This is a genomic window from Luteimicrobium xylanilyticum, assembly GCF_009429125.1.
Taxonomy (GTDB): domain Bacteria; phylum Actinomycetota; class Actinomycetes; order Actinomycetales; family Cellulomonadaceae; genus Luteimicrobium; species Luteimicrobium xylanilyticum.
In genome coordinates this window covers 3,961,935-3,988,644 of record NZ_CP045529.1, presented here as the reverse complement: position 1 = coordinate 3,988,644, position 26,710 = coordinate 3,961,935, and the positions used below count along the sequence as shown (strand labels likewise).

Annotated in this window: 19 protein-coding genes; 10 read left to right on the top strand and 9 right to left on the bottom strand. The window is 71.6% G+C overall.

Features of this window, described 5'->3' with window-relative positions:
• Nucleotides 1-220: 220 nt before the first annotated feature.
• Nucleotides 221-7,123: a DNRLRE domain-containing protein gene (locus KDY119_RS17700; protein ID WP_153022609.1), complete on the bottom strand. Its 6,903-nt coding sequence runs from the start codon at nucleotides 7,121-7,123 to the stop codon at nucleotides 221-223.
• A 512-nt stretch (nucleotides 7,124-7,635) separates the two neighbouring features.
• Here KDY119_RS17700 and KDY119_RS17695 point away from each other — a divergent pair.
• Entirely contained in the window at nucleotides 7,636-8,340 is a 705-nt protein-coding gene (locus tag KDY119_RS17695) for a phosphatase PAP2 family protein (protein ID WP_153022608.1), read from the top strand.
• Nucleotides 8,337-9,143, top strand: a complete 807-nt coding sequence (locus tag KDY119_RS17690) for a phosphatase PAP2 family protein (RefSeq protein ID WP_153022607.1) — start codon at nucleotides 8,337-8,339, stop codon at nucleotides 9,141-9,143. Before KDY119_RS17695 ends, KDY119_RS17690 begins: the two co-directional genes overlap by 4 nt.
• On the opposite strand, the gene KDY119_RS17685 is transcribed toward KDY119_RS17690, so the two are convergent.
• Nucleotides 9,050-10,012, bottom strand: coding sequence for a diacylglycerol/lipid kinase family protein (locus KDY119_RS17685; RefSeq protein ID WP_227994423.1), 963 nt, complete (start codon nucleotides 10,010-10,012; stop codon nucleotides 9,050-9,052). The two genes, KDY119_RS17690 and KDY119_RS17685, sit on opposite strands and share 94 nt — an antisense overlap.
• A gap of 17 nt (nucleotides 10,013-10,029) precedes the next feature.
• Nucleotides 10,030-10,515, bottom strand: a complete 486-nt coding sequence (locus KDY119_RS17680; RefSeq protein ID WP_051136388.1) for an ABC transporter permease — start codon at nucleotides 10,513-10,515, stop codon at nucleotides 10,030-10,032.
• Here KDY119_RS17680 and KDY119_RS17675 point away from each other — a divergent pair.
• Together KDY119_RS17675 and KDY119_RS17670 are read left to right on the top strand one after the other, a co-directional pair.
• Nucleotides 10,501-11,625 carry a hypothetical protein gene (locus KDY119_RS17675; RefSeq protein WP_153022606.1) on the top strand — a complete coding sequence of 375 codons (1,125 nt, stop codon included), beginning with the start codon at nucleotides 10,501-10,503 and terminating at the stop codon, nucleotides 11,623-11,625. The two genes, KDY119_RS17680 and KDY119_RS17675, sit on opposite strands and share 15 nt — an antisense overlap.
• Nucleotides 11,626-11,701: 76 nt before the next feature.
• On the top strand, nucleotides 11,702-12,790 hold the full coding sequence (locus KDY119_RS17670) for an ATP-binding protein (RefSeq protein WP_051136387.1): 1,089 nt from the start codon (nucleotides 11,702-11,704) through the stop codon (nucleotides 12,788-12,790).
• A gap of 19 nt (nucleotides 12,791-12,809) precedes the next feature.
• Here KDY119_RS17670 and KDY119_RS17665 read toward each other — a convergent pair whose 3' ends face one another.
• A complete protein-coding gene (locus KDY119_RS17665) occupies nucleotides 12,810-13,985 on the bottom strand; it encodes an MFS transporter (protein ID WP_227994422.1) in 1,176 nt (391 codons plus the stop codon).
• A gap of 38 nt (nucleotides 13,986-14,023) precedes the next feature.
• Nucleotides 14,024-14,620, bottom strand: coding sequence for a TetR/AcrR family transcriptional regulator (locus KDY119_RS19370; RefSeq protein ID WP_036947902.1), 597 nt, complete (start codon nucleotides 14,618-14,620; stop codon nucleotides 14,024-14,026).
• A gap of 88 nt (nucleotides 14,621-14,708) precedes the next feature.
• Here KDY119_RS19370 and KDY119_RS17655 point away from each other — a divergent pair, with 88 nt between their 5' ends.
• Together KDY119_RS17655 and KDY119_RS17650 are read left to right on the top strand one after the other, a co-directional pair.
• Nucleotides 14,709-16,001 (top strand): MFS transporter, encoded by a 1,293-nt coding sequence (locus tag KDY119_RS17655; RefSeq protein ID WP_153022605.1) that lies wholly within the window; start codon nucleotides 14,709-14,711, stop codon nucleotides 15,999-16,001.
• A 37-nt stretch (nucleotides 16,002-16,038) separates the two neighbouring features.
• A complete protein-coding gene (locus tag KDY119_RS17650) occupies nucleotides 16,039-16,623 on the top strand; it encodes a hypothetical protein (protein WP_153022604.1) in 585 nt (194 codons plus the stop codon).
• A 161-nt stretch (nucleotides 16,624-16,784) separates the two neighbouring features.
• Here KDY119_RS17650 and KDY119_RS17645 read toward each other — a convergent pair whose 3' ends face one another.
• On the bottom strand, nucleotides 16,785-17,549 hold the full coding sequence (locus tag KDY119_RS17645; RefSeq protein WP_036947896.1) for an SDR family NAD(P)-dependent oxidoreductase: 765 nt from the start codon (nucleotides 17,547-17,549) through the stop codon (nucleotides 16,785-16,787).
• A 175-nt stretch (nucleotides 17,550-17,724) separates the two neighbouring features.
• Here KDY119_RS17645 and KDY119_RS17640 point away from each other — a divergent pair, with 175 nt between their 5' ends.
• The gene (locus KDY119_RS17640) at nucleotides 17,725-18,549 is read left to right on the top strand and encodes an MBL fold metallo-hydrolase (protein ID WP_036947893.1); all 825 of its coding nucleotides are present in this window, start codon (nucleotides 17,725-17,727) and stop codon (nucleotides 18,547-18,549) included.
• 63 nt (nucleotides 18,550-18,612) lie between these two features.
• Here KDY119_RS17640 and KDY119_RS17635 read toward each other — a convergent pair whose 3' ends face one another.
• Nucleotides 18,613-19,788, bottom strand: a complete 1,176-nt coding sequence (locus KDY119_RS17635) for a hypothetical protein (RefSeq protein ID WP_148284062.1) — start codon at nucleotides 19,786-19,788, stop codon at nucleotides 18,613-18,615.
• A gap of 248 nt (nucleotides 19,789-20,036) precedes the next feature.
• Nucleotides 20,037-20,849, bottom strand: a complete 813-nt coding sequence (locus KDY119_RS17630; protein ID WP_036947888.1) for a C39 family peptidase — start codon at nucleotides 20,847-20,849, stop codon at nucleotides 20,037-20,039.
• Between the two features lie 161 nt (nucleotides 20,850-21,010).
• On the opposite strand from KDY119_RS17630, the gene KDY119_RS17625 reads away from it, so the two are divergent.
• Nucleotides 21,011-22,087 carry a Gfo/Idh/MocA family oxidoreductase gene (locus KDY119_RS17625; RefSeq protein WP_153022603.1) on the top strand — a complete coding sequence of 359 codons (1,077 nt, stop codon included), beginning with the start codon at nucleotides 21,011-21,013 and terminating at the stop codon, nucleotides 22,085-22,087.
• A 160-nt stretch (nucleotides 22,088-22,247) separates the two neighbouring features.
• Here the strand turns inward: KDY119_RS17625 and KDY119_RS17620 are convergent, their stop codons facing one another.
• The gene (locus KDY119_RS17620) at nucleotides 22,248-23,003 is read right to left on the bottom strand and encodes a DUF3800 domain-containing protein (protein ID WP_036947884.1); all 756 of its coding nucleotides are present in this window, start codon (nucleotides 23,001-23,003) and stop codon (nucleotides 22,248-22,250) included.
• A 57-nt stretch (nucleotides 23,004-23,060) separates the two neighbouring features.
• Between KDY119_RS17620 and KDY119_RS17615 the strand changes: the two genes are divergently transcribed.
• A complete protein-coding gene (locus tag KDY119_RS17615; RefSeq protein WP_036947881.1) occupies nucleotides 23,061-24,809 on the top strand; it encodes a glycoside hydrolase family 13 protein in 1,749 nt (582 codons plus the stop codon).
• Nucleotides 24,810-24,896: 87 nt separating this feature from the next.
• Nucleotides 24,897-26,693: a GAF domain-containing SpoIIE family protein phosphatase gene (locus tag KDY119_RS17610; RefSeq protein ID WP_153022602.1), complete on the top strand. Its 1,797-nt coding sequence runs from the start codon at nucleotides 24,897-24,899 to the stop codon at nucleotides 26,691-26,693.
• Nucleotides 26,694-26,710: the final 17 nt, after the last annotated feature.

The window sequence follows — 26,710 nt, the reverse complement described above, 5'->3', positions numbered from 1 at the left end:
CGCCAATTACGTAGCGCCAGTACGCTGCGCGAAAGGCACCAACCAACAGTACGGCAGCGATCAGAAACCATAAGGCACCGCGAACTTCGATGTCCCTAGGGACGAATGAGATCGCTGCTAGAACTGCTGACATCGCCAGCGATAGTGTCAGTGGTGCCCATGCGAGACGTGTGTTAAACAGCAGCATATTACTTACAGCTCCACCCTTGGTCCACTATGGTCAGCACCAACGCGAGCGGAAGTGGCAGCCAGCCCCGCCGATAGCGTTTCCTGTCGCGAGGCCCGCGACTTCGCTAAAATGATAGCGAGCGATCCTGTAGGACCTGCTCGGGTGGTGCGGAAGCGGATAGCGCGTGTGGCGTGCCATGTTGTAGGAAGTGCGATACGCCCGGTTCATTCCCCGGACAACCGCGTGCGTGACGAGGCCACCGCCGACAGCTCCCGCAGCGCTCAGGGCGGCCTGTCCCCAGCGCCCCTGCCGGGCATATGCCAGGGTGTAGGCCACGCTGCAGGCCGTTCCGCCCCAGCCCCACGCAACAGCGCATACTCGGCCAATCGTCTTATTCTTCGTCAGCCAGCGAGACGCTGTTCCGGTGGCGTGCCACGCTTTCCGAACCCACTTCCTGAAGCCCCATTGGCCGTTGAGGTCGAAGCTGTTGATGGGGTCTTGGGGGTAGGCGTACGCGGTGGAGTTCCCTCCCGCGACGGGGTCCATGGACGTGAACTGGCCGGTGGCGGGGTTGAACAGGCGGGCGCCCATGAGGATGAGGCCTGTGGTGTCGGTGGCGCGCTGTTTGGCGCCGAGGTACCCGTAGGTCAGTGCGCCGGTGTTGACGGGGCTGGTGGCCTGGCCGGCGGTGAGGTTGCCGTCTTCGTCGTAGGTAGTGAGGTCGGTGTCCTGGTTGCCGTACTCGTCGAAGCACTGGACCGCGCCGAGCTGGACGGTGGACTCGTCGGTGGGGACGGTCACGGTGGTGATGGTGTCCCCGTGCGGGTCCGCGAGATCCAAAGACCCGACGCCATCGGTGTCGGTGAACCCGAGGTCACCACCGATGGACGACCCGTAGACGCTCACGACAGGGTCACCGGTGCCGGTGGTCTGGGTCGCGAACGACGGGTTGTCCGAGTCGTCCCCGTAGTCGCGGGTCGTGGTGACGGTGTCCGCCCCGTCCTTGGTGATCGTCGAGATGGAACGTCGTCCGCCCGGGTCCAGGGTGTAGGTCGTCGTGGTGCCGCCGGAGGTGGTGGTGTGGGCGGCGTCGGTGTCGTAGTACCCGATCGTGACGTCGCCGGAGGTCACGGCCTGCCCGGCGGCCTGCGCGGCCTGTGCTGTGGGGGTGTCACCTGCGGGCAGGGTGGTGACCCGGCCGAGCGCGTCGTAGGTGTAGGCAGTAGCCCCGCCGGACGGGACCGCGGGCGAGGTGACGGGGTTTCCGTCGTCGTCGGTCGCCTGGAGCGTAGTGGAGATAGCGGCGTCCGTGGTGACGCGGTCCGCCGCGTCGTAGGACCACGTCTTTGCCACGGTGGCGACCGGGGCGGCCTGCGTGCAGTCCGGGTCCCCATCGGTGTTGGTCCCGGCAGTACCCGTGGTCGTGGTGAGCCCGGTCCGGTTCCCGTTCGCGTCGAAGGTGTAGGCCCGGTCCTGGCACTGGTCCCCTCGCTGCTCGACCGCGTCGGTCAACCGGCCCGCGTTGTCATAGCTGTAGTCCAAGAACCGGCCCACAGTGTAGTCCCCGGACCCGGCGTTGGTGTCGACCTGGACGGTTCGGCCCTGCACGTCGGAACTGATCGACCAGGCCAGGAGCGGCACGACCGTGCCGGTCGCGTCCGGTGCACTGTAGGCCATGTCGATCTGCTGCCCGTCACGGGAGTACTCGTTCGTCTGGGTCATCCCGGCCGGGAGGGTCTGGGTGAGCATGTCCCCCACCCCGTCGTAGGTCGCACCGTAGGTGTACGTCGCGGACCCGACGGTCGTGACCTGCTTGGTCGTGTTCCCCGACGCGTCGTAGGTGTACGCGGTCGACGACTGGTTGTCCGCCACGGTCGCGACGCTACCTGCACCGTTCGAGGCTGCGGTCGAGGTCGCGGTCGGGACATAGGTCGTGGACGTGATGACGCCGTTTGCGTCCTTGTAGGACTGGGTGCGACCCCAGGCGTCGTAGGTGGTCGAGGTGCGGCCGGTCTCGGCGTGCGTGGACGGGTCCTGGGTCGCGGTGTAGTCGACCAGCCCCGTGTCGGGGTTGTAGGACGTGATGGTGTCGTCGACCGGGGTCGAGGACGTCAGGCCGGTCACGGCGGTGTGGATCTTGGTCGCCCGCCCGGCGGTGTCGTACGTGGTGGTCGTGGTTCGGGTGACCGATCCCTTGGTCTCGCTCACCACGGCCGGTGCCAGGTAGAGCCCGTACTGGGTGGTGGTCACAGGGACCGACGGGGCCGGCTCCGCGGTCGCGGTGCGGCACACCAGCCCGGCCCATGCCGCGGCCCGGCGGGACTGCTGGTCGGACGAACCCGTGGTCCCACAGGCTGCGACCGTCGTGTTGGCCGAGGCCGTGTAGTAGGTCGTGAGCTGGGTGCCCGCGTCTGCCCCGTTCGACTTCGCGCCGACGGTCTTGATCGTGCGGCCCTCAGCGTCGTACAGGGTCTTGGTCGTGATCACGGCACCGGTGCTGACGTTCGCGAGCGAGGTCGAGGTGGTGCCGGCACCGAGGATCCACCCGGAGGTGGCGCTCTGGTTGTCGGCTCCGTCGATCGGGTTGTACCCGGTGGTCTGCTTCGCGATCACCGTCTCACCGCTCGCGGGGGTGGTGTCCAGGTCGGAGACCTGGGTCGTGGTCACGGTGGTCGGCAGGCGGAACGCGATCCCGGTGGTCTTGTTGACCCCGTAGTTCGGTGCGCCCTGGTCGTAGTCGGTGTGGGTGTGGGTCCGGACCGGGTTGCCCTCACCGGCGTCGGTCGCGGGCGCCCACACGTCGGTCACCAGGGTGTTCGCGGGCGTGAGCTCGCTCCCCTTGGCCAGGGTCGTGGTCTTTGTCGCGTCTGCGGGGTCGGGGATGGTCGCCGCGCCGGTCGAGACGACCGGGTCGTTGTACTTGGTGATCGTGGCGTAGGAGTCGAGCTCGTCCTGGTTCATCTGCCCGACGTCCTTCGACGACAGAATCTCGAAGATGCCGCGCTGGTCCAGGGATCGGATCACGTTGCCGGCGTCGTCGTACCCGGTCGAGGTGAACTGCCAGGCCCCTGCCGCGTAGGAGGCGGTGTTCACCACGCGCCCGTTCGCGTCGGTGTACTGCAGGTCCGCGCGGGCCCAGTCGTTCGTGCTGGACGCGTCGGCCCCGAACACGGCGGCAGCGTAGGTGGGTGCAGTGTCCTGGCCCCACTTGGCGACCTGGGCGGCGTTCAGGGTGGGCAGCCCGGTCCCGGACAGCCCCACCTTGTACACGAACCTGGCCACCGGGGAGGCGACCGCGCCCGTCAACGGGTCACGGGTCACCTGCTGCAGGCCCTGGTTGACGGCGGCGGCAGCGGTCACGGACCCGTAGGTCAACCGGTACGCCTTGGTCGAACCGGCCGGGGTGACCGAGGTCAGCAGCGGCTCACCGGAGTCCGAGGTCCCGCCATAGGTGTACCCCGTCACGAGCCCGCTCCGAGGATCCGTCACGGACGTCAGCTGACCCGAGGCGTTGTAGGCGTAGGTCGCGACCGTAGTGGTGGCCATCGCGTCGGTCGCCGGGTCGTAGGCCACGTAGTCAACCTTGGAGACCTGGCTCTTACCGGCCACCGTGGTGTAGGTGAGCTTCAGGGCCCGGCACCCGGGAACCAGGGACGTGGTGCAGTCCACTCCCGGGGCTGTGGGGGCCAGGATCTGGGTCACCCGACCGGACGTGTCGTGGGCCAGGGTGGTTGCCTTGGCGTTGCCAGGCTCGATCACCCCGACGCCGCGCCAGACCTTCGACCCGTAGTACTTGAACGTGGTGATCGTGCCGTCGTCCTCGACCAGCCGCATCCGCTTCCACGACGTGGTCGTGTCCGTCGGGTTGTCCGGGTCACCGCCCTTGATGGTGTCGACGACCAGCTTCGCGCCCTCCTCGGCGGTGTCGTCGTCCACCGGGGTGTACGTGCCGACCGGCTGGGCGGCCAGCGCCCCGGGCACCGCGTAGACCAGGGCCTCGCCCTCGTCGTCGACCAAGGCGATCGTCCCGTCGGACTGGGTGCCGTCCACGACCTGATACCCCGCAGCCCCGGAGTCGGTCCCGTCGAACGAGGACACCCACCCAGGCCCGAAGACGTTCGAGTCACTCGGGTCCGCGAACGTCGAATAGGTCCGGGAGATCGACAGGTCACCGGTGTACCCGGGCACCGACACGTCGGTCGCCGAGGTGTTGAACTCCCCGGTCCACAACGCGACCTGGCCAGGCCCCGCGTCCGCGGTCGGGTAGTTGTCCCCGAACGCGTGCGGGACATACACCACGGTGGAGGTCGACGTGCACAGCGTCGAGCCCGCCGAGTACACGAAGCACACCCGGACCTCGAACGTCGTCGGCACCCGGGACTGCCCGAGCGTGGACGCGGCAGCCGCGGCAGACCACTTCGTCCCGTTCACGGCCGCGTCCACACCCGCACCCAACGCGCCCAGTGTCTGCACCTGGGTCGAAGGCCACGTCGTCGTCTTCGCCAGGCGCCACTGGATCTGCGGCGTCACCGTCCCCGACAGGGCCGGCTGAGCCGACGCCGAGACCGCGAACGTGTCCGTGGACTTCAACCCACTGGCCGGGGCGGACAGCTTCGGGCCGCCAACCCCGAACAGGAACGTCGCGGGCGTGTCCGAGGTCCAGCCCGCCTTGTCCACGGCCCGCACCTGCAGCGTGTTCTTGCCCGAGGCCGGGTTCCACGACAACGTCGCCGACGGCGCCGACCCGGCCGTAGCGGCGATCGAGGACCAGGCCGATGCCGAGTTCTCCTTGTACTCGAACGAGACAACGTCAGAGTTCGAGGCCGTCAACGTGAACTTGTTCGACGACGGCACCGCGGCAAGCCACTGCCCGTTCGTGTAGTGGTCCGAAGTGATCGTCGGGGTCGCCGGATGCACCGTGTTCAACGTGAACTTCCCCGACGACGTCCACGGCGTGTAGAGGGTCTGGGACGACAGCGTCCCGTCGTTGCCGCGGATCTTCAGCACGAACGTGTGCCCCGCGGGCAAGTTCGTGGTCGGGGTGTACGAGGACGTGCCGCCCGAGGCGACCGTGGACCCGGACACCCAGTTCCAGATCACCTTGTCCGAGTCGCTCGAGTCGGTGAGGTAGAACTGCGCCTTGACGTTCCCGCCGTCGGGGTCGGAGACCACGGCCTTCACCGTCGGGGTCAACGACTTGACCTCGAGCTGCCCGGTCGTGTCGTTCGCCGGGTACCACACGTACGGGGAGATCGCTCCGGACTTCGCGGTGTTCGGGTAGGAGTTGTACGTGACCGAGAACGTCGGCTTGCCCGACGTCGCGTTGCCCGAGTTGAAGATCTTCCACCCGTAGGAGTCGGTCTCCGAGTCGGCCTTCATCCCGATCCCCTGCGACGTCTGGGTCGTGGTGGAGAACTTCTGCGCCAGCTTGGTCGCGTCGATCGAGACCCACCCCGCCGCACAGGAGGAGGAGTACCCCTTGGTCTGGGTCGAGGACGCGTACTTCGTCGGCATCGTCGGCTGGGTCGCCCACCGGGTCGCCGACGTCGCCAACCCGCCGGTCGAGTACAGGCCCCACCCCTTCGCGGTGCACGAGTAGGAGTGGGACTCCCACAGCTTCATCGTGGCCGACGAGACGACCTTGCCCTTGACCTGCGGGGTCGAGATCGTGAAGAACACCCGCGCCTTCGTCGTCCCCCCGTCGTAGGTGCCCATCTGCAACGAAGTCTTGGACGACTCGTCGATCGTGGCGTCGGTCTGCACGTAGGTGTCGAACGTGAACTTCAGGCTGATCGTCGGGTCCACCACGACCGGGAACACCGTGGCCGGATCCGACAGGAAGTCCGCCACGCTCGTCGGCCTCCCCGCGTCCTGATCGGTGCTCGACCCATCGCCGGCCGAGTCGTCGCCCGCAGTGTCGTCTCCCGAAGCGGCAGTGGTCAGGTCCACGGTCGCGGCGGCGGCTTTCGCGGTGACCTTCGTCGCGACCGGGGCGCTGGCGCCCGGGTCGAACACCGGGCCGTTCGTGCCCTCGGTCGGGGTCTGGGTCGGTGCGGGGGCCGGGTCCGCCGACTGCTTCGCGCCCTGGGCGGTCCCAGCCCACAAGCCCGGGTTCGCGTCCGGGTTCCACGCCTTGGTCACCGGGTTCGCGAGCTGGGCGTCATACGTCGCGTCCCACATCTGCGGGCTGTCGATCGCCGCAACCGTGTCGCCCTTCTTCGTCACCAGCTTCGCGACGTCCCCGCCCCCGGTGGCATCAGGTGCCTTGGCGACCACACCCTGGCTGGTCGCTGCGTTGCCTGACGCTGCCAGCCCGGTCACCAGGTTCAACGCGTCCGGGTCCGTGGGCTTGGACTTCACCACGAAGAATTGCTCAACCCCGGTGCCGGTGACCTGGACCACCATGTCCACACCCGGCTGCACGTCCGCATACGTCGCACGCGGACCCGCCACGGTTGGTGCGGGCAGGTCACCGGGGTAGGTCAGCTGCGAGGCGACCCCGGTCTGCGGGTCCGTGAACGAGGCGACCACCGATGTCCCGTCGGTGGCCTTCGACCCGCCCGAGATCTTGATGTCCCCGACCTGCGCGGCCGGCGTGAACGACCCGTCAGTGTTCTTCGTCAGGGTCGAGTCCTGCGCCGCCCAGTCCGCCAGGGCTGTTCCGTCACCGCCCTTGCGCACCCACACCGGGCCCGTCGAGTACGAGGTCTGCCACGACCCGTCCGGCAACGCGAACGTCGAGGAGTCCTCCGTGCGCTGAGACAGGTCCTCGACCCGCTCGCCCTCCAGGCGCGCGTTCACCGACGCCGACACCGTGTCCGGAGCAGTCAGATCACCCTGCGGGTCACGCGACGCCGACACCTTCGTCGACGCCGTCTTCGCCACGTCCGCAATGCTGTCGGCGCGGGCCGCACCCACCGGGACCTCGACCACGCCCACCGCGACCGCAGCCACCGCGCCCGCCACCAAAGCGGACTTACGCCACGAACCAGGCACACCGAACACATCAGAGAACACGCCCATTGCGCGCTACCCCTCAGATCCCCCGCGCCCCTGACGGGCCGCACAACCGAAACCCGCACCCATGACCGGGCCAGGCCCCAGAGCGCTCCCACGAGATACCTCGGCTCGCGATGGTGAGCAGAAAGTACGCGCCACGCCCGCCCCCAGACAACCCGTCTCCCCCAGGCCCGCAGGAGCCACGGGCACCCCGAGAACGATCGAAGGGGTGAAATTTGCTCAGACGCAACCACCCGTCACCGCACGTCAGAACGTTTCCTCCTTGCAAGTACCGGACGCAACGTCTGTGACATGGATCACATAGCAGATCTTCGCCAATCGGATCGCGGGAGGAGAGGCCGAGCAGAAGGGGCTTTGCGGCCGTCGGTGTCGACGAGGAGCGGACCAGGCGTGTGCGGCCCGCGTCCCGGCGGGCGTTCGGGTTCCGCGCCGCATAACCTCCCAGGATGCCTACCCGACCCCGCCGACGACGCGCGCTGCTCCGAGCGGCCGGGTTCGGGCTCGCGTTCGTCGTGCCCGTCGCGGTGCTCGCGTACCTCGTCAGAGCCGAGTCGGACGTCAACGTCGAGATCGACCACGACGTCATCGACGCCACGACCGACTGGACCCGCGCACACCCGGTCGCGCACGACGTCCTGCTCGTCTGGCAGGAGGTCTTCAACGTGCGGTGGGTGGCGCTCGCGGGCCTCGTGACGTGCGCCTGGTTCGGCTGGCGCCACCACGGCCTGCGCACGCGGGCGCTGTGGGCCGCGGGCACGATCGGGGGTGCCTGGGCGCTGCAGCTCGGCGTCAAGGCGCTCGTGGGCCGTGCTCGGCCGGTCGTCGAGGACGCCGTCGCGCACGCGCCCGGCTCGTCGTTCCCGTCCGGCCACGCGACGCAGATCACCGCGACGACCGTGACGCTCACGCTCCTCTTCTGGCCGCTGCTCGGACCGCGGGCCCGCGTCGTGGTGCCCGTGGTGGGTGGGGTGCTCGTGCTGCTCACGGGCCTCGACCGAGTGCTGCTGGGTGTGCACTTCCCGTCCGACGTCGTCGCGGGGATGCTGCTCGGTGGCGGCCTGGCCGGCGCGTCGTACGTCGGGTACCACGGCTGGAACCATCATCTGAAGCTCGACCCGGACCCTTCGAGAGGACCCGTGAACCACCCGTGACCCAGCCCGCAGCCGCCCCCGCCGGCTCCCGCTTCGTCCATCGCTACGAGCTCGACCCGACCCGGCCCCGCGTGACCGCCGCGCTGCGCGACGCCGGGGTCCGCGCGCTCCTGCCCGCCGTCGCCTGGTGGGCGGTCGTGGTCGCGTCGGGGCTCGTGATCGTGCACGTCCTCGACGGCTTCCGCGCCGAGGACGCCGTCGACCGCTGGTTCGAGCACCACCGCACCGGCGCGCTGACCACGGTCAGCGCGGTCTTCAGCACGATCGGGTCGACGCCGTACGCGATCGGCGTGTGCGTCCTCGTCGCGCTGCTGGTCCTGTGGTGGACGCGCCAGTGGTGGTTCGCCGTGGTCGCACCGCTCGCACTGTCCTTGCAGGCGATGGTGTTCGCGACGGCGGCGACCGTCGTGGGCCGCGAGCGCCCCGACGTGGTCAAGCTCGACGACTCGCCGCCCACGTCGAGCTTCCCGAGCGGCCACACCTCGGCGAGCTCGGCGCTCTACTTCACGGTCGCCCTGGTCGCGCAGCGGATCCGGCACGACGGGCTGCGCCGGACGGTGACGGTGGTCGCGCTCCTGATCCCGTTCTGCGTCGCGACGGCGCGGCTCTACCGGGGCATGCACGCGCCTCTCGACGTGACGTTCGGGCTGCTCAACGGCACCGTCTGCATGGTCCTCGCGTGGGGCTACCTGCGCCGGGACGTGCGGGTTCAGCAGCCGCAGGGCACGCAGACCCGCAGCGCCGCCGGCCGGACGGTCACGTCGAGCACCGCGGACGGCTCGATCACGTCACCGTCGACCTGACGCCGTTCGGGCTTCGTGGTCCGCACGACGACGTGCGAGCCGCGCAGCACCTCGCGCCGGGGCACGTGCCGACGGCGCAGCGCGACGCCGACGAGCAGGTGCAGCCAGTGCCACAGGTTGCGCGGCGCGAGGACGGCGACCTCGAGCACGCCGCTGTCGGCCTCGGCGTCGGGCAGCAGGTCGAGCGAGCCCTGCAGCCGCCCGACGTTCCCCACGATCACGGAGCGGGCGTGGCGGCGCAGCGGCTCGCCGTCGTCGACGACGACCTCGACGTGCAGCTCGTCGTCGAACAGGTGCTTGAACGCTGACACCACGTAGGCGACGGGTCCGGCGGCGTTCTTGAGGCGGGTCGGGGCGTCGTCCATGATCGCGGCGTCCACCCCGATCCCCGCCATGACGACGAACGCGGTGCCGTCGCCTGGCTCGGGGTCGTCCGCCCCGTCGTCGGCGACCGTGCCCACGTCGATCCGGCACCGGTCGCCGCTCAGGACGGCGTCGAGCGCGTCGTCGAGCTTCGTCGGGATGCCGAGGTTGCCGGCGAGCAGGTTGCCGGTGCCGCCCGGCAGGACGCCGAGCGCGGCGTGCGTGCCGGCGAGCCCCTCGACGACGGCTCGGACCGTGCCGTCGCCCCCGCACACGAGGACGACCTCGGCGCCGTCGTCGGCGGCCTGGCGCGCCTGGCCCGTGCCGGGGTCCTCGGCGGTCGTGTCGAGCCAGGTCGGCTCGGGCCAGCCGGCCTCGTCGAGCCGCTCGGCGATGCGCCCGCGCAGGGCGTCGGGGTCGTCGAGCCGGTTCGGGTTGAGGATCACGGCGACGGATGCCGGAGGCGCGTCGCCGTGCCGGGCGGAGTGCAGGCTGGTGTCGGTCACGCCCCGATGATCCCTGATCATGCCGCGGCGCGCTCCCGGCGGAAGAGCGCGAGCGCCCACGCGTACGACCCGAGCCCGATGACGGCGGCCCAGAGCACGGTCGCGACGACGTCGGACGTCTGCACGGAGCCGGAGAGCAGCCCGCGGACGGTGTCGATGAACGGCGTGAACGGCTGGTGCGCGGCGAACCACGCGAGCCAGCCCGGCATCGAGTCGACGGGCACGAACCCGCTGCCGAGGAACGGCAGGAGGATCAGGATCATCGGCAGGTTGCTCGCCGTCTCGACGCTCTTCGCCACCAGCCCGAACGCCGCGCCGAGCCACACGATCGCGAACGACAGCAGCACGACGACGCCCATCAGCACCAGCCAGTCGGCGGGGGTCGCGCCGGGCCGGTAGCCCATGACGAGCGCGAGCCCGAGCACGACGGCGGAGGTCAGGACCGCCTCGATCGTCACGGCGAGCACATGCCCGCCGATGATCGAGCCGTGCGAGACGGGCATGGTCCGGCGACGCCGACCACCTCGACGGCCCTGACCGGACAGCTGGCGAAGGGCCCCGTGACGCTCGCGGGCACGGCGACGGCCAGCCCGGACTACCTGTACGACGTGTCGCAGAGCTACCCCGACGCGATCCCGACGAAGCTCGCGGTCCGGCCGACCGCGCGTTCGCTCGCGACCGTCACGTCGAGGTTCTCGGACACGACGACGCGGAAGGCGACCGAGGCGCGGTACGACTGCCGCGACTACCAGTGGCCGCCCTGCATCGGCTCGGTCGACGAGGTCCCGACGGACTCGACGCGCACCGACTACGTCTCCACGCAGGCCGGCACGAGCTGGTACTCGGACGTCTACCACGAGGCAGGCTGGGAGCAGCGCGGGACCCAGGAGTCCTTCAAGGCCGGCTCCCGGGCGACGCAGACGTGGTTCGCGCCCGTCTCCTCGCAGCACACCGGACCGGGGTACTGGGGCCCTGCCAACCAGGACACGTGGCTCACGCTCAACGTCCCGTCCTACGGCGGGAGCGGCGTGGTCACCGGCACCCGGGACGCGGCGACGGTGCACTCGACCCTCTCCGAGGGAGGCACGGTGCTCGGGGAAGGCGACAGCCAGGCCCTCTATGTGGACGTCCCCCAGAAGGAGGACACGCTGCGGACGTTCACGTTCGAGCAGACGGCGACGAGCGACGCGGACGACTTCGCGTACTCGACGAGCCAGGACACGACGTGGACGTTCGTCGCCGACACCGCCAAGGCGGCCGACGGAGGGTTCGGTGACACCACCGCGCTGCCGTTCCTCCAGCTCGGCTACGACGTCGCGACCGACCGGCACGGGACCGTCCGGGCGGGCTCCCTCGTGCCCGTCCGCGTCACCCCGTCGTTCGACGACGGCGTCGCCCACGCCGGCAAGGTCCGCAAGGTCGCCATCAAGGTCAGCTACGACGACGGCGCCACCTGGCGCTCGGCACCCGCCGTCCGGCTGGGGTCCGCGTGGACGACGGTGCTGCTCACCCCCCGGCACGGTGCGGACGCCGTGAGCCTCCGGGTCACGGCCTCGGACGACGCCGGGAACGCCGTGAACCAGACCGTGGTGAGGGCGTTCGGCCTCCGCTGAGGGACCCCGCTCGGTCGCCCGACGACGGCGCACGCCTTGCGCTGCGCCGTCGTCGGGCCGCCGCTAGGTTGCGAGCATGACGAGCGAGATCACCGTCGGGACCCTGGTCGACTCCGAAGGCGGCGGCGCCGCGGCACTCCGGGCCTCCCGGTTCAACCGGCACACGTTCTGGTGCGGGCAGAGCGGCTCGGGCAAGACGTATGCGCTCGGCGTCGTCCTCGAGCGGCTGCTCGTCGGGACTCGGCTGCCGATGCTGGTGCTCGACCCCAACGCCGACTTCGTCCGGCTGGGCGAGGTGCGCGACGAGACGCCCTCGGAGGCCGCCGACGCCCTGCGCGCCCTCGACCTGCGGGTGCTTCGCCCCCGCGGCGCGGGTGGCACGACGCCACTGCACGCCCGGTACGTCGACATGACGCTGCGGGCGCGCGCCGCCGTCCTGCAGATCGACCCCGTTCGCGACGCTGCCGAGTACAACGTCCTGCTCCACCTCGAGCACGAGGTCGGTCCGCTCGAGAGCGACCGGCTCGCCCAGCTCCTCGGCGCGTCCGACGATCCCGCCAGGCGTGCGCTGCTGCTCCGGCTCGAGAACCTGGGGGTGCTCGGGTGGGACGTCTGGGCCCGGGGAGAACGGTCCGCCGAGGACGTCGTGGACGAGCGACCGCGTGCGACGGTCATGGACCTCGGCGGCTTCCGCGAGCAGCAGGAGGCGAAGGTCGCGGCGCTCGCGGTCCTCGACCACCTGTGGGCGACGCGCGAGGAGCGCCGACCGATGCTGATCGTCATCGACGAGGCGCACAACCTCTGCCGGCCCGACCCGGAGTCCGACGTCGAGGCCGCGCTGACCGAGCGCATCGTCCAGATCGCCGCGGAGGGTCGCAAGTACGGGCTGTGGCTCGTCCTGTCGACGCAGCGGCCGTCGAAGGTGCACGTCAACGCGCTCTCGCAGTGCGACAACCTCGCGCTCATGCGCATGAGCTCGCCGCGCGACCTGGCCGAGCTGGGCGACGTCTTCGGGTACGCGCCCGCGGACCTGCTGGCCGCGTCACCGCACTTCCTGCAGGGGCAGGCGCTGTTCGCGGGCGGGTTCGTGCCGGAGGCGTCGGTGGTCCAGGTGGCGGCCCGGTGGACGCACGAGGGTGGCTCGGACGTGGCCGTCCCGCTCTGACGGTCGCGGGCCCGGACGGTCACGCGGCGAACGTCCGCCGCGCGGCCAGGACGATCACGAGCCCGGCCGCGACGAGCCCCGCGCCGAGCCAGGGGAGCGCGCCCACGCCGCTGACGTGCAGCACCAGCGCGCCGAGCGCCGCGCCGCCCCCGATCCCGACGTTGGCGGTCGCGTTGACCAGCGCGCCCGCGACGTCGGGCGTGGCGCCCCGGGTCCGGACGGCCGCCGTCTGGAAGATGGACGCGACCGCCCCGAACGACGCGCCCCAGACGGCCGTCGCCGCGAGCACGCCGCCGCGTGAGGGAAACGCGACGGCGAGCGCCACGAGCGAGGCCGTGAGCACGGCCAGCACGAGCACCGCGCTCTGCCGCGGCGCGACGTCGAGGCGCGCGGCGCTGAACCAGAGCCCCAGCAGCCCGAGCGCCCCGACGCCGAGCAGGACGGCGCCGACGGCGTCCTCCGCGACCCCCGTGTGGAGCAGCAGCACCGCGATGTACGTGTAGACGACGTACTGCCCCAGGTAGACGACGGCGTTCGTCGTGACGGCTGCGGCGAGCTGCGGGCGACGGCCGGCGACGGGGTGCGTGTGCTCGTTCTCCGACGCGACGGGCGGCAGGTACGCGGCGACGAGGGCGGTCGTCACGAGGCACACCCCGGCGAGCACCGCGAAGGCGAGCCGCCAGCCGAGGGCCGTGCCGAGCGTCGTCGACAGCGGGACGCCCAGGACGAACCCCGCGGACGCCCCCGCGGTGACCAGGGCCATGGCCCGGCCGGTCAGGTGGGGTCGGACGAGGCGCGCCGCGTAGCCGATGCTGAGCGAGAAGAACAGCGCGTGCGCGATCCCGCCCAGCGCGCGGGCGCCTGCGACGACCGCGAACGCGGGGGCCACGGCCACGACGCCGTTGCTCACGGTGTATGCCGCGAGCGTCGTCAGGAGGAGTCCCTTGCGGGGCAGGCGACGGGTGCCGAGCGTCAGGGGCAGCGCGAGCGCCGCGACCATGAACGCGTAGACGGTGACGAGCAGCCCGACCGCGCCGTCGGAGACGTCGAAGGCGTCCCCGATCTGGGGCAGCAGCCCCACGGGGAGCATCTCGGTGGTGATCGCGGCGAAGGTCGCGAGCGTCAGGGCGACGATCCCGCCCGCAGCCTCGGGGATGCTCGACGCCGGCTCCGTGACGGTCGGGCGAGGGCTCACCTCGTCACTCTGGCACGCAGGTCGAAACGATGCGAGCCTCAGGCGAGCGCGGCGTCGAGGAGCGTGGCTGCTGCGGCCCGGACGTCGTCCCCCGCCGTCGGCGCGTGGTCCATCCGGACGGCGAGGGCGGCGCCGTCGTAGACCATGTGCAGACGGCGGCCGAGGGACTCGGCATCGCTCGCCCCGGCCTCCCGGGCGAGCTCGGTCAGGAGACCCAGGAGCCACGCGCGGTAGGCCTCGGTCTCCTCGACCGCGGCGCTGCCCGGCTCGGACTCGGCGGCCGCCGCCGCGAACGCGCACCCGCGGTAACCGGGGACGGCGAACTGCTCGGCCTGGGCGTCGAAGACGGCGAGCACGCGCTCGCGCGGGTCGGAGTGCGTGGCGACGTGCCGCTCGATGCGGGCCTGGATGCGGGCGTGGCGACCGCTGAGGTAGGCGCGCACGAGCTCGTCCTTCGAGCCGTACGTGCTGTAGAGCGAGGCCTTGGCGACGCCCGCCCGCTCGATGATCCGGTCGATGCCGACCGTGTGGACGCCCTCCGCGTAGAACAGCTCGTTCGCGGCGTCGAGCAGACGCTCGCGGACCGTCCGGCGGTCGGTGGCCGACCCGGGGCCGGCGGCGGCTGTCGTGCTCATGTGTTGACTCTAACAGACAGGTCTGTCTAGTGTGAAGGCCCGCCAGACAGACCTGTCTGATTGACCGATCGACCACCCGGAGGACGACATGCTCGACACCCAGGTGCCCTGCGCGGACTGCCCGACCGCCGGCGCGCTCGCGTCCGCCCGCCCCGGTCCGGGTGGGGCCGTCGTCGCGCGCTCGCGCCGTCGTCTGCCCGACGCCGCGGCCTTCGCCCTGCTGCTCTCCGTGATCGTGTTCTTCCTCGCGTCGTCGAGCGCCCCGACCCCGCTCTACGCGACCTACCAGGCCGAGTGGGGCTTCACGCCCATCACGACGACCGTCGTCTTCGGGATCTACGCGGTCGCGGTCCTCGCGGCGCTCCTCGTCGCCGGCCGGCTGTCGGACCACGTCGGACGGCGCCCGGTGCTCCTCGGTGCCGTCGGGCTGCAGATCGGCGCCATGATCGTCTTCACGACGGCGGCCGGCGTCGACGAGCTCATGCTCGCCCGGGTGGTGCAGGGGGTCGCGACCGGGGCGGCCGCCGGGGCGGTCGGGGCGGCGCTGCTCGACCTGTCCGCCCGCCACGGGACCCTCGCCAACGCCGTCGCGACCCCGGTCGGCACGGCGCTGGGCGCCCTCGGCGCCGGCGTCCTCGTGCAGTACCTGCCGCAGCCGACGCACCTCGTCTACGACGTCCTCATCGGCGTGTTCGTGGTGCAGGCCATCGGCATCCTGCTCATGGCGGAGACCCTCGCGACCGCGCGGCCCGGCGCCCTCGCATCGCTCAGGCCACGGCTCGGCGCGCCGCGCGCCGCGCGCCTCACCCTGCTCGGGGTCGTGCCCGCGCTCGTCGCGAGCTGGTCGCTCGCCGGGCTCTACGGGGCGCTCGGCCCGTCGCTCGTCCGGCTGCTCGCGCCGTCGGCGGGAGTCCTGACCGGAGGGGCGTCGCTGTTCGCGCTCGCCGGGAGCGGCGCGGTGAGCGTCTACCTGGTGCGCTCGATCCCCGCGCGGACCGTGCTGCTGCTCGCGATGCCCGCGCTCGTCGCCGGTCTGGGGATCGCGCTCGTCGCGCTCTCGTCCGGGTCGCTCGCGCTCTTCTTCGTCGGGACCGTCGTCGCGGGCCTCGGCTTCGGGGCGAGCTTCACCGGCGGGATCCGCCTCACCGTGCCGTTCGCGGCGGAGCACGAGCGCGCCGGGCTGCTGTCCGTGCTCTACGTCGTCGCGTACGTCGCGATGGGCGTCCCGGCCGTGGTCGCGGGCTTCCTCGTCGTGGACGGCGGTGGGCTGCTCGCGACGGCGCAGGGCTACGCGCTCGTGGCGATCGGGCTCGCGGTCGTGGCGACCGTGGTGCTGCTGGTGACCGGTCGGTCGCGCGGTGGCCGGACCGTCCGCGTCTGAGCACCGCGCGGCTCCGCGCCACGGCAGACTGGGGTCCATGACGAGCGGGGGAGGTGCGGTGCGGCAGATCCCGGACGGGCTGCGCGTCGAGCGCTACGGCGAACCCCCGGCGGACGCGCCGCCGCCCGTCACGACGCTCGCCTGGCGGGTGACGGGGTACGCGCTCGCCGTCCAGGTCGGGCTGTGGGTCGTGGTGACGATGCTCGCGGCGTTCGTCGACGGCGCGCTGACGGCCGACGATCCCGGGGACACCACGTTCGCCGGTCTCGGGATGATGCTCGGGCTCATCGGAGGGCTCGCCGCCGTGGGGGTCACGGCACTGTCCGGCTTCTCGCTGGCGTGGCTGCTGGAGTCCGTCGTCCGCAGGTTCGCCGCGCCCGCCCGCCGGGAGAAGGTGGCGGTGGCCGTCTTCGCGGTGGCGGGGGCCGTCGTCGGCGGCGTGCTGACGGCGCTCGCGGCGCGCGAGCAGCTCGGACGCCCGGGCGACGTGGACCCGATCACGGCCGGAGTGCTCGTGTGGGGCGTCGTCGCGGGGGCGCTCCCGGCGGGCGCGGGCCGGTGGCTCTGCTTGCGCCGGGAGCGCGGACGACGCGGCCAGGCCCGCATCAGCGAGGCTCCGTAGGCGGGGTCGCTGCAGTCCCGCCAGACGGCGATCTCCCCGTCGCGCAGCTCGTAGACCGCCATGTTCATGATCGGCGCGAGCTTCCCGCCGGGCAGTGCGAGCCCGTGGACCTGCTCGGCGAGGGTCGTTCTGGACTCTCAGATCCAGAAGTTCGCCCGCTGTCAGACCGCGGTGTAGCCGCCGTCGACAACGTGCTGCGAGCCGGTGACGAAGCTCGCCTCGTCCGACAGGAGGAAGAGCACCAGGTTCGCGACCTCGTCGGCGGTCCCGAGGCGCCCGATCGGGTGCTTGGAGACGAGCGCGTCGTACGCCTCGCGCGGCATGCCCTGCAGCAGCGGGGTGTCGATGTAGCCGGGGTGGACCGAGTTCACGCGCACGCCCTGGCTCGCGTAGCCCGCGGCCGCGGCCTTCGTGAGCCCGGCGACGGCGTGCTTGGCGGCCGTGTAGGGGACGGCGGTCGCCTCGCCGACGAGGCCGAGGATCGACGACGTGTTGACGATCGCGCCGCCGCCCGCCGCGATCATGGCCGGGATCTCGTACTTCATGCCGTAGAACACGGAGTCGAGGTTGACCGACATGAGCGCGTGGTAGGCGTCGAGGTCGTCGATGTCGGCGAGGAGCCCGGTGGGGCCGCCGATGCCCGCGTTGTTGAACGCGAGGTGGAGGGCGCCGTACTTCGTGACCGCGCCGTCGACCGTCGCCTTCACCTGGTCCGCCTTGCCGACGTCGACGCCGACTGCCTCGGCGGTGCCGCCCGCGGCGATGATCTCGTCGACGACCTGCTGCGCGGCGTCCTCGCGCAGGTCCGCGACGACGACGTTCGCGCCCTTCGCGGCGAGCGCGATCGCGACCGCCTTGCCGATCCCCGACGCGCCGCCCGTCACGAGCGCCGTCTTGCCTGCGAACTGTCCTGCTGCTTCTGCCACGGGGGCGTCACCTGCTTCTCGAGCTGTCGGGGACGCAGGTCCGTCGCGACGAAGGCGGACCACGACAGTCGACCCCGGCAACAATTCCAGAGTACGCCGGACGACGGCGTCCCGGCTGTTCCGCAGGTCACGTCCGGGCGGGCGGATGTCGGGGGCGCCGGGGAGGATCGGAGCCATGACCTCCGAGGACTTCTGGATCTGCCGCACGTGCGGCGTCGAGCGCTCCGACCGCCCCGAGCTCTGCCCGATCTGCGCCGACGAACGCCAGTACGTCGTCGAGTCCGGCCAGACCTGGACGACGCTCGCCGAGCTCGCCGCCGACGGGTGCCACGTGCGCGTCGACGAGCTCGAGCCGGGCCTGCACGCGCTGCAGGGCGACCCGGGCGTCGGCATCGGGCAGGAGACGAAGGTCGTCGTGACGCCCCACGGCAACCTGCTGTGGGACCCGCTCGGCTACCTCGACGACGAGGCGGTCGCCGCGGTGCGGGCGCTGGGCGACGTCGTCGCGATCGCCGCGAGCCACCCGCACATGTTCGGCGTCCAGGTCGAGTGGAGCCGTCGGCTGGGCGGGGTGCCGGTGCTCGTCGCGGCGGCTGACGCGTCGTGGGTCGGGCGTCCGGACGACGCGATCGAGACCTGGTCGGGGGAGCGGGAGATCGTGCCCGGGCTCACGCTCCACCAGGTCGGCGGGCACTTCCCGGGCAGCGGCGTCGTGCACTGGGCTGGGACTGCCGACGGCAAGGGTGCGCTCCTGTCGGGCGACACCGTGTTCGTCAATGCCGACCGGGCGTCCGTGACGTTCATGCGGTCCTACCCCAACTATCTGCCACTGTCCGCAGCGGTGGTCGAGCGGATCGCGGCCCGGCTCGAGCCGCTCGCGTTCGACCGGATCTACCACAACTTCCACGGGCGCATCGCGGCCGACGGGCACGGCGTCCTGCAGCGGTCCGCCGAGCGGTACGCCGGCTGGGTGCGCGGGGACTTCGACCACCTCACCTAGGTCCCGCACCCGGCGTGCACGCGAGGTGGCCGGCCGGAATGCCACCCCGCGCGCAGCGACGGGTCACCGCCAGGCGGTGAGCGTGGTCGTGCTGCTGTCTTGTCCGATGGAACGCCACCCGACGTAGCCGCCGGCGGCCCACACGTCGCCCCCGTTGTGCTTGACCCACGTCCGACGCAGAGTGTTGGACTTGAGGTCGTACACCAGGACGGGCGCCTTGAGCGACCCTGAGCCGCCGCCGAACGTCCACGTCGCGAACGACCCGGTCACCGCGGAACTGTTGATCGTCGACGCCTCGCTCTCGGCGTCGCTGTCACCCTCCCGGGCGTCGGGGACGGCTATCTCGTGCCCCGCACCCCGGAAGCCCACCGCTGTCCCCGTGGCTAGGTCGTACAGGTACTCCGTATCTCCGACGGCGAACGCGAGCGTGTTCCCGTGGGCCGCGACCGCGCTCGGCTCCTGATCTCGGTCGATGGGACCGGTGGGTGAGATTCGCAACAAGGGCTGGAGCCCGTGAGCCGTGACGAGTGAGAAGCCCGTCGAGATCGTCTCCTTCTTAACGTCCGGGCTGTCCGTGTCGTCGGTGTCATTGACGCGCAGCTTTGACGACGTTCGAACGACAACGCCGCTATCAGTCGTCACCGGCTGGTCGCCGGCCTTCGCCACGACGTCGATTGCACCCTTTCCCGAGATCGCCTTCGAGACGACCTCCGGTTCGAAGGCCTTCTGTGTCCCCGCTACCGATGCTGGGGTCGTGCTCCAGAAGACGCGATCCTGGTAGATGGTGTAGGTCGCCTCGTAGAACGGCAGCTTCTTGCCGCCCGTGAACTCCTCCGCCGTGGCGACGACGTGCGGCTTGCCCGTGCGGCGGTCGGCGGCGAAGACCCGCCAGTTGTCGTAGTACAGGTCGGTGCTCTCGGTCTCGGACCACACCGCCCAGTCGCCCGAGACGGTCGAGCGCGTCACCTGCCGGTGGTGGTCGCCAGGCACGAGCGTGACGGTCGATGCCCACAGGTGTGCCGTCGTCGACCCCTCCTGCACGACTCCGACCCGGTCGGACGCGGGCAGTGGCCCGTCGCCTTGCCAGGAGCAGGCCGCGCCGGGTGTGACTCCGGTGAACCACGCGCCGTCGTCAAAGAGGGCGCCGGGTGCGAGTGTGTCCGTACACGTGCCGGTTGTCTGGAGTCTTGAGACGACGCTGAAGTCGTTAGACGGGGCGGCGTCGCGGGCGGTCTTCATGTCGTACCAGGTGACGGGTACGTCCCTGCCGTCACCGTCGACGAGCCGGATCGTCGTCCCGGACGGCGTCGCAGAAGGCGTCGTGCCGGGGCGCTCGGCGCGCTCCGTCGAGGCCGGGCTCGCCGACGGACGGGTCGCGGACGTCGCCGCAGTCTCGGATGGGTGGGTGCCACCGTGGCAGCCGGTCACGAGGGCCAGCGTGCCGGCGGCCGCGAGGGCCACCAGCACGCTGGACCTGAGCTGCGATCTCACGCGACGACGCCCCGGTCGTCGACAAAGCCGGCCAGGGTTGACGCGGAGATGGAGAACTTCTCGGCGGCGCTTGCGTACCCCCCGGAGAGTCCTGCTGCGGGGTCCGCGATCTTGGCCGTCTGTCCACCGCTCGTGTAGCCGTACGCGAGGATGAAGTGGCCGATCGTCCGGTTGGGGTGCTTGTTGTAGTGCGACCCGCCCGCGATCTCGTGCGTGTTGACGGCAACCGGAGCGACGTTCTTCCCGATGTCAGCCCGCAGGATCGATGTGATCTTCGACGCGTTCGGCGCGGCGATCTGCGTGTAGCCGATCTTCCGGGACCCGCTGGCCCACTTCATCCCCTTGGCGACCTGGAGCCGGTCGCTACCGGCCTTCGTCGTGCCGATGTAGGACGCCACCTGGGCCTGGGTCTTCTTGGTGCCGAAGTAGTACGAGGCCATCGAGACCGTGGTCGGCCCGCACCAGTAGCCCTTCTTCTGCTGCTGCCACTTCACGGACAGCGTCTTGGTCGCAGGGATGGTGTGGACGCACGTGCTCAGTGGGGTGACAGCGGTTCCGGCTTCGACTTCGGTCGGCGACGTGGTTGCGGCACCGATCGGGGCTGAGTTCGCGCAGGGTGTCGTCGACATCGTCGAGACGCCGCCGACACCCGTGTCCTCCGCGACCAGCTCGGCGAGCCGTGCCTGGCCTGCGGCGTCGATCGGTCCCCAGCTCTCGCCGGTGTCGCCGTTGACCACGGTGCCGGTGTCGCCACTATCAGCTGCGAACGCCGCCGACGGCGCCGCGAGCCCGGCTGCGGAGAGGGCCACGATCAGCCCCCCCGGACGATGCGCTTTCCGGTCTTCATCCGATGTTCTCCCTGCTCAGATGGGGTACCGAGCTCGTGCCCGGCGCGACGAACAATATCGGTACGACCGTCATGGTTAACGCTCCTACGAATATGAGGTAGGTCACCATGCGACCATGACGCATGACCTCCACGCGCTATGCCCTCATCGGCTACGGCGGTGCCGGCCGCGGCATCCACTCCCGCCTGATCCGGGAAGCCGGCGGCGTCGTCACCGACGTCGTCGCCCGCGACCCCGGCCGCCGCATGCAGGCAGCGAGCGACTGGCCCGCCGTCCGCCTGCACGACGACGTCGCATCCCTCCTCGCGTCACGCGACGGCCAGGGCGGGCGCTCGGCCGGGCCCGCGTTCGACGTCGTCGTGGTCGCGAGCCCGACCCCGCTGCACGCGGAGCACGCGGAGGCCGTCGCCGCCGTCGGCGTGCCTTTCGTGCTCGACAAGCCCATCGCGACGTCCGCGGCCCAGGCGCGCCGCGTCGTCGCCGCCGCGGGGAGCACCCCTTTCACCGTCTTCCAGAACCGCCGGTGGGACCCTGAGCAGCTCACCCTGGGCGCCGTCGTCGGGCGGGGAGAGCTGGGCGAGGTGCACACGTTCGAGCGGCGCTGGGAACGGTTCCGTCCGGTCCCGCGGGACCGGTGGAAGGAGAACGACCCCGTCGGTGGCGGGCTCCTGCTCGACCTCGGCCCGCACCTCGTCGACGCCGCGACGCAGCTCTTCGGACCCGTCACAGCCGTGTCCGCGCACCTGCGCGCGCTCACCACCCCCACCGAGGACGACGTGTTCCTCGAGCTGCAGCACGCCGAGGGCGGCGCGGTCGAGGGCGCCGGTGCGGTGCCGGGCGGCGTGGTCTCGCGGCTGTGGGCGGGTTCGGTCGTCGGTGCGCCGGGCCCTCGAACTCGCGTCCTGGGCCGGGGTGCCGCCTACCTCGTGACGACCTACGAGACGGCGTCGGAGGCGTCGCCGTTCGAGGTGCTCGACGCCGACGCCCCCGCGGGCTCCGAGGGCTGGCTCGTGCGGGGGCGCGAGAAGACTGCGGTGCCTCGCGCGCCGGGTGGCCACGCCGACTTCTACCGGCTGGTCGCCGCGTGGGCGACGGGCGAGGGGCCCGCGCCCGTCGACCCCGCGGACGCCGTGCGCACCGCCGAGGTGCTCGACGCCGCGCGCGTCGCCGCGCGCGAGGGCCGCCGCGTCGAGGTGTGACGCCCGCCGTTGCCTCGAGAGCGGTTGTTTCGGTACAGTGGGTGCTCCGCGGGACCCCATTAGGCCGTCGAGCCGAACACGGGGCCCTGCCCCCGCAGCCCTCGGCTCTTCGAGCCGGGGGTGTTTGCGTTTCATGGGCGTTGGCGGCGGCCCACCATCTTCACACGAGCCAGTAGACGCCGTTGTCACTGTCGTCTGGCCAGTGCTGAGCGAGACGCATGTAGGCCTGGATCGCGGCCCGCCACGCGTTGTCGCCGCCCCACAGCTCGGGGTGTCCCTGACGGTGGCGCTGGTATGCACCATAGGCGATGAGGTCGGCCGCCTGGATGAGCTGGCTGTACTGGCTGTCCTGCATCATGACGTCTTGCACGATGCGGCGCGTCGAGAGCTCGAGATCACGGTGGACCCTACGGTAGGGAGCGGCGTTCCTCACGGCCGTGGTCCAGAGCTCGGAAAGCTCTGCAGGCGTCGGCTCGGTATCCGGGTGGGCCAAACCTTGCTGGCCGTCGTAGAACACCATGAGATAGGTGTCGTTCTCGGCGGCCCAGTCTTCGAGCTTCGCGATGAAGCGCGCGTAGGCGGCAGGTTTCCGGACATCGGGCGTCGCTATCGACAGCACGGTGAAGGGCTCGAGCGTTGCCAGGCTGGAGAGCAGGAGCCGGGCCGCGATGCCGCGTTCGACCTTGGTGAAGGATGCATCCTGCTCGCGGGTCTCACAGACGCGCGCGCGGCCCTTGTAGAACTCGACGGCGTGGATCTCGCGGTTCTTCGGAACCCCGAACTCCGAATGGAGACGCCGGCGCCCGGCCAACCATGCGTCGAGGAGCGAGGACCAGTGGCGGTCCTCGACGATGAGGGCGGTGAGCGTCACACCGTGCTTGGAGTCGCCGGAGTCGTCCACGTAGGCGAGATGCACGCCGCGAGTATTGCAGTCGGCCCGGTCCTCGGGTAGATCCGCCCGTAGCGTGGGGGCATGAGCTCGTGGTGGAAGTCGGCGGTCGTGTACCAGGTCTACCCGCGCTCGTTCGCGGACTCGAACGGTGACGGGGTCGGCGACCTGCCGGGCATCGAGTCGCGTCTCGACCACCTGAGCGACCTGGGCGTGGACGTCGTCTGGCTGTCCCCGATCTACACGTCGCCGCAGGCGGACAACGGCTACGACATCGCGGACTACCGGGCGATCGACCCGAGGTTCGGGTCGCTCGATGACTTCGACCGCCTCCTCGCGGGCCTCCACGAGCGTGGGATCAAGCTCGTCATGGACCTCGTGGTCAACCACACGAGCGACGAGCACCCGTGGTTCGTGTCCTCTCGTGACGGCGGCCCGGACGGCCCGTACCGCGACTGGTACTGGTGGCGCCCGCCGCGCGAGGGCTTCGCCCCGGGCGCCCCGGGCGCGGAGCCGACGAACTGGGAGTCCTTCTTCTCAGGCCCGGCGTGGTCGCTCGACGAGGCGAGCGGTGAGTACTACCTGCACCTGTTCGACCGGAAGCAGCCCGACCTCAACTGGGAGAACCCGCAGGTCCGGCACGCCGTCTACGCCATGATGCGCTGGTGGCTCGACCGGGGCGTCGACGGCTTCCGGATGGACGTCATCAACCTCATCTCCAAGGTCCTGCCGCTGCGCGACGGCGCGCCGAACGGCCACGGCGCGCACCCGGGTTGGCTCGGCGACGGCAGCCCCCTGTACACGACCGGGCCGCGCGTCCACGAGTACCTCCAGGAGATGCACCGCGAGGTCTTCGACCGCTACCCGGACCGCGAGCTCCTGACCGTCGGGGAGACGCCGGGCGTGACCCTCGACGAGGCGATCGCGTTCACCGACCCGAACCGGCGCGAGGTCGACATGGTGTTCCAGTTCGAGCACGTGGGCCTCGACCACGGCCAGGGCGGCAAGTTCGACCCGGTGCCCCTGGACCTGCGCGACCTCAAGGCGTCGCTGGGCCGCTGGCAGGTCGAGCTCGGCGCGGTGGGCTGGAACTCCCTGTACTGGGACAACCACGACCAGCCCCGCGTCGTCTCCCGCTTCGGCGACGACGGCACCTACTGGCGCGAGTCCGCGACCGCGCTCGCGACGCTGCTCCACCTGCACCGCGGGACGCCGTACGTCTACCAGGGTGAGGAGCTCGGTATGACGAACGCGCCCGTCGGCTCGATCGACGACGTGGACGACGTCGAGTCCCGCGGGTACTACTTCCAGCAGGTGGCCGCGGGCCACGACCCGCAGGTCCTGCTCGACGGCATCCGCGCGATGGGCCGCGACAACGCCCGCACTCCCGTCCAGTGGTCCGCGGAGCCGGGTGCGGGGTTCACGGCCGGCACCCCGTGGCTCGCCGTCAACCCCAACCACACGTGGCTCAACGCCGACGCCCAGCGCGACGACCCGACGTCGGTCCTGGCGCACTACCGCGCGCTGATCGCGCTCCGGCACGCCGAGCCCGTCGTCGCCGACGGCGACTTCACGATGCTCGCCGGTGACCACCCCCACGTCTACGCGTACGCGCGCGAGCTCGACGGCGACCGGCTCGTCGTCGTCGTGAACGTGTCGTCCGACCCGCAGGAGGTCCCGCTCGCGGACCTCACGCCGTCGGCCGGTGACCTCGGTGAGGTCGTCCTCGCGAACCTCCCCGACCCGACGACGGCGCACGCCGGCGACGTCGTCCGGCTGCGGCCGTGGGAGGCGTGGGTCAGGCTCGCGCGAGGGACGTCCACGGCGCCGTGACGGCGCGCGCGGGGCGGGATCGCGCGCACCCCCGACACGTGCGGGCAGGTCCGGAGAACCCCCTGGCCGACCTGCCATGATGCCCGCATGACGCACACGCCTGGCTCCGTCGCGGCACCGGCGACCCCACGAGCGTCCCCCGTCAACCCGCCCGACGCCGCCTACGAGCGGTTCGCGCGCCTCCTCTCCGCGCACCTCGACGTCCCGATCGCGCTCGTCTCGCTCAAGCGCGACGACGGCCACGTCGGGTTCCCGGGCGCCGTCGGGCTCACGGGCGAGTACGCCCGCACCCGCGTGCTCGCGATCGAGGACTCGTTCTGCCGCCAGGTCCTCGCGACCGGCGACCCGCTGGTCCTGCCCGACGTCCGCGCCACCGAGCAGCTCGACAGCCCCGCCCTGCAGGAGCTCGACGTCGCCGCGTACGCCGGCTACCCCGTGATCGACACGTCCGGCGCGACCGTCGGCACCCTGTGCGCCATCACGCACGAGCCGCGGGCCTGGACCGAGCGCGAGCTCACCGTCCTCGCGGACCTCGCGGAGGCCTGCGCGACCCAGGTCCGCCTCCGGCAGGAGAGCGCCCGAGCCCGCTCCGCCGAGCTCGCCGCGACGCGCCGCCACCGCAACGCCCGCACCCTGCTGCACGTCGCCGAGGCGATGTCGGCGACCACGACCGTCGACGAGGTGCTCGACGTCGCCCAGGGACTCGTCGCCGAACGCGTGGGCGCGGTCCGGGGAGCGGTGGCGCTCGCGGACGCCCGCGGCAAGGTGCTGCGCTGGGTCCGGCACGGTGACGTGCCGGGTCTGAGCGAGTCGGCGTGGGAGGGCGACCTGGTCAGCGACGAGCACTGGCCGTCCGTGCGTGTGCTGCGTTCCCGCGAGCCGTTGTGGTTCGAGACGAACCGGGCCGTCGTCGAAGAGTTCCCCCGGATGCCCGACGCCGGCGGCCCGGGGGCGCTGGCGATGCTCCCGCTGCTGACCCGGGACGCCGTGCTCGGGGTGCTGCTGCTGCGCTGGCCGGGGCGCGCGACGTTCGACCACCCGTTCCGCGACCTCCTGACGACTCTCGCCGGGTACACCGCGGTGGCGCTCGAGCGCGCCCGCCTCCTGCAGCACCGGCGCGACGTCGCGCACGTCCTGCAGACCGCGCTCCTCACCGACCTGCCCGCGCCCGACGGCGTCACGCTCGACGGCGCGTACGTGCCTGCGGTCCTGGGCGACCAGGTGGGCGGGGACTGGTACGACGCGCTCGTGCTGCCGTCGGGTGACGTCGCCGTGACGATCGGCGACGTCACCGGGCACGACATCGACGCGGCCGCGCTCATGGGGCAGCTCCGGTCGTTGCTGCGCGGTTACCTCTGGCGCGACGACCGGACCCCGGCCCAGACGCTCAGCCAGCTCGACGCCGCGAACGTCGGGACGGGAGTCCGCGCGAACGCGTCCGTCCTGCTGGCCAGGCTCGGAGCCCCGGACGCGGACGGCGCCCGCACCCTCACGTGGTCCAGCGCCGGGCACCCGCCGGCGTTCGTCGTGCGGGCCTCGGGGGCGGTGCAGCGCCTCGAGGGCCCGCGCGACCTCATCCTCGGTGTCGCGCCCGGGGCCGCGCGCCACGACCACGTCGTGGAGCTGCGCCCCGGCGACACCATGGTCCTGTACACCGACGGGCTCGTCGAGCGCCGCGGCGAGGACCTGCACCGCGGGCTCGACCGGCTGGCGGCGGTCCTCGCGGGCGGGGGACCCGGCGCCGGCGCGGTCGCGGAACCGGTGGCGGCGGCGCACGACGGCGCTCCCCGGGTCGTGCCCGTCCAGGTCGTCCGGGCGCTGGTTCCCGGTGACCTGCACGACGACGACATCGCCGTCCTCACCCTGCGCGTCGACCCGGCCTGACCACCCGCCTGCGCGGT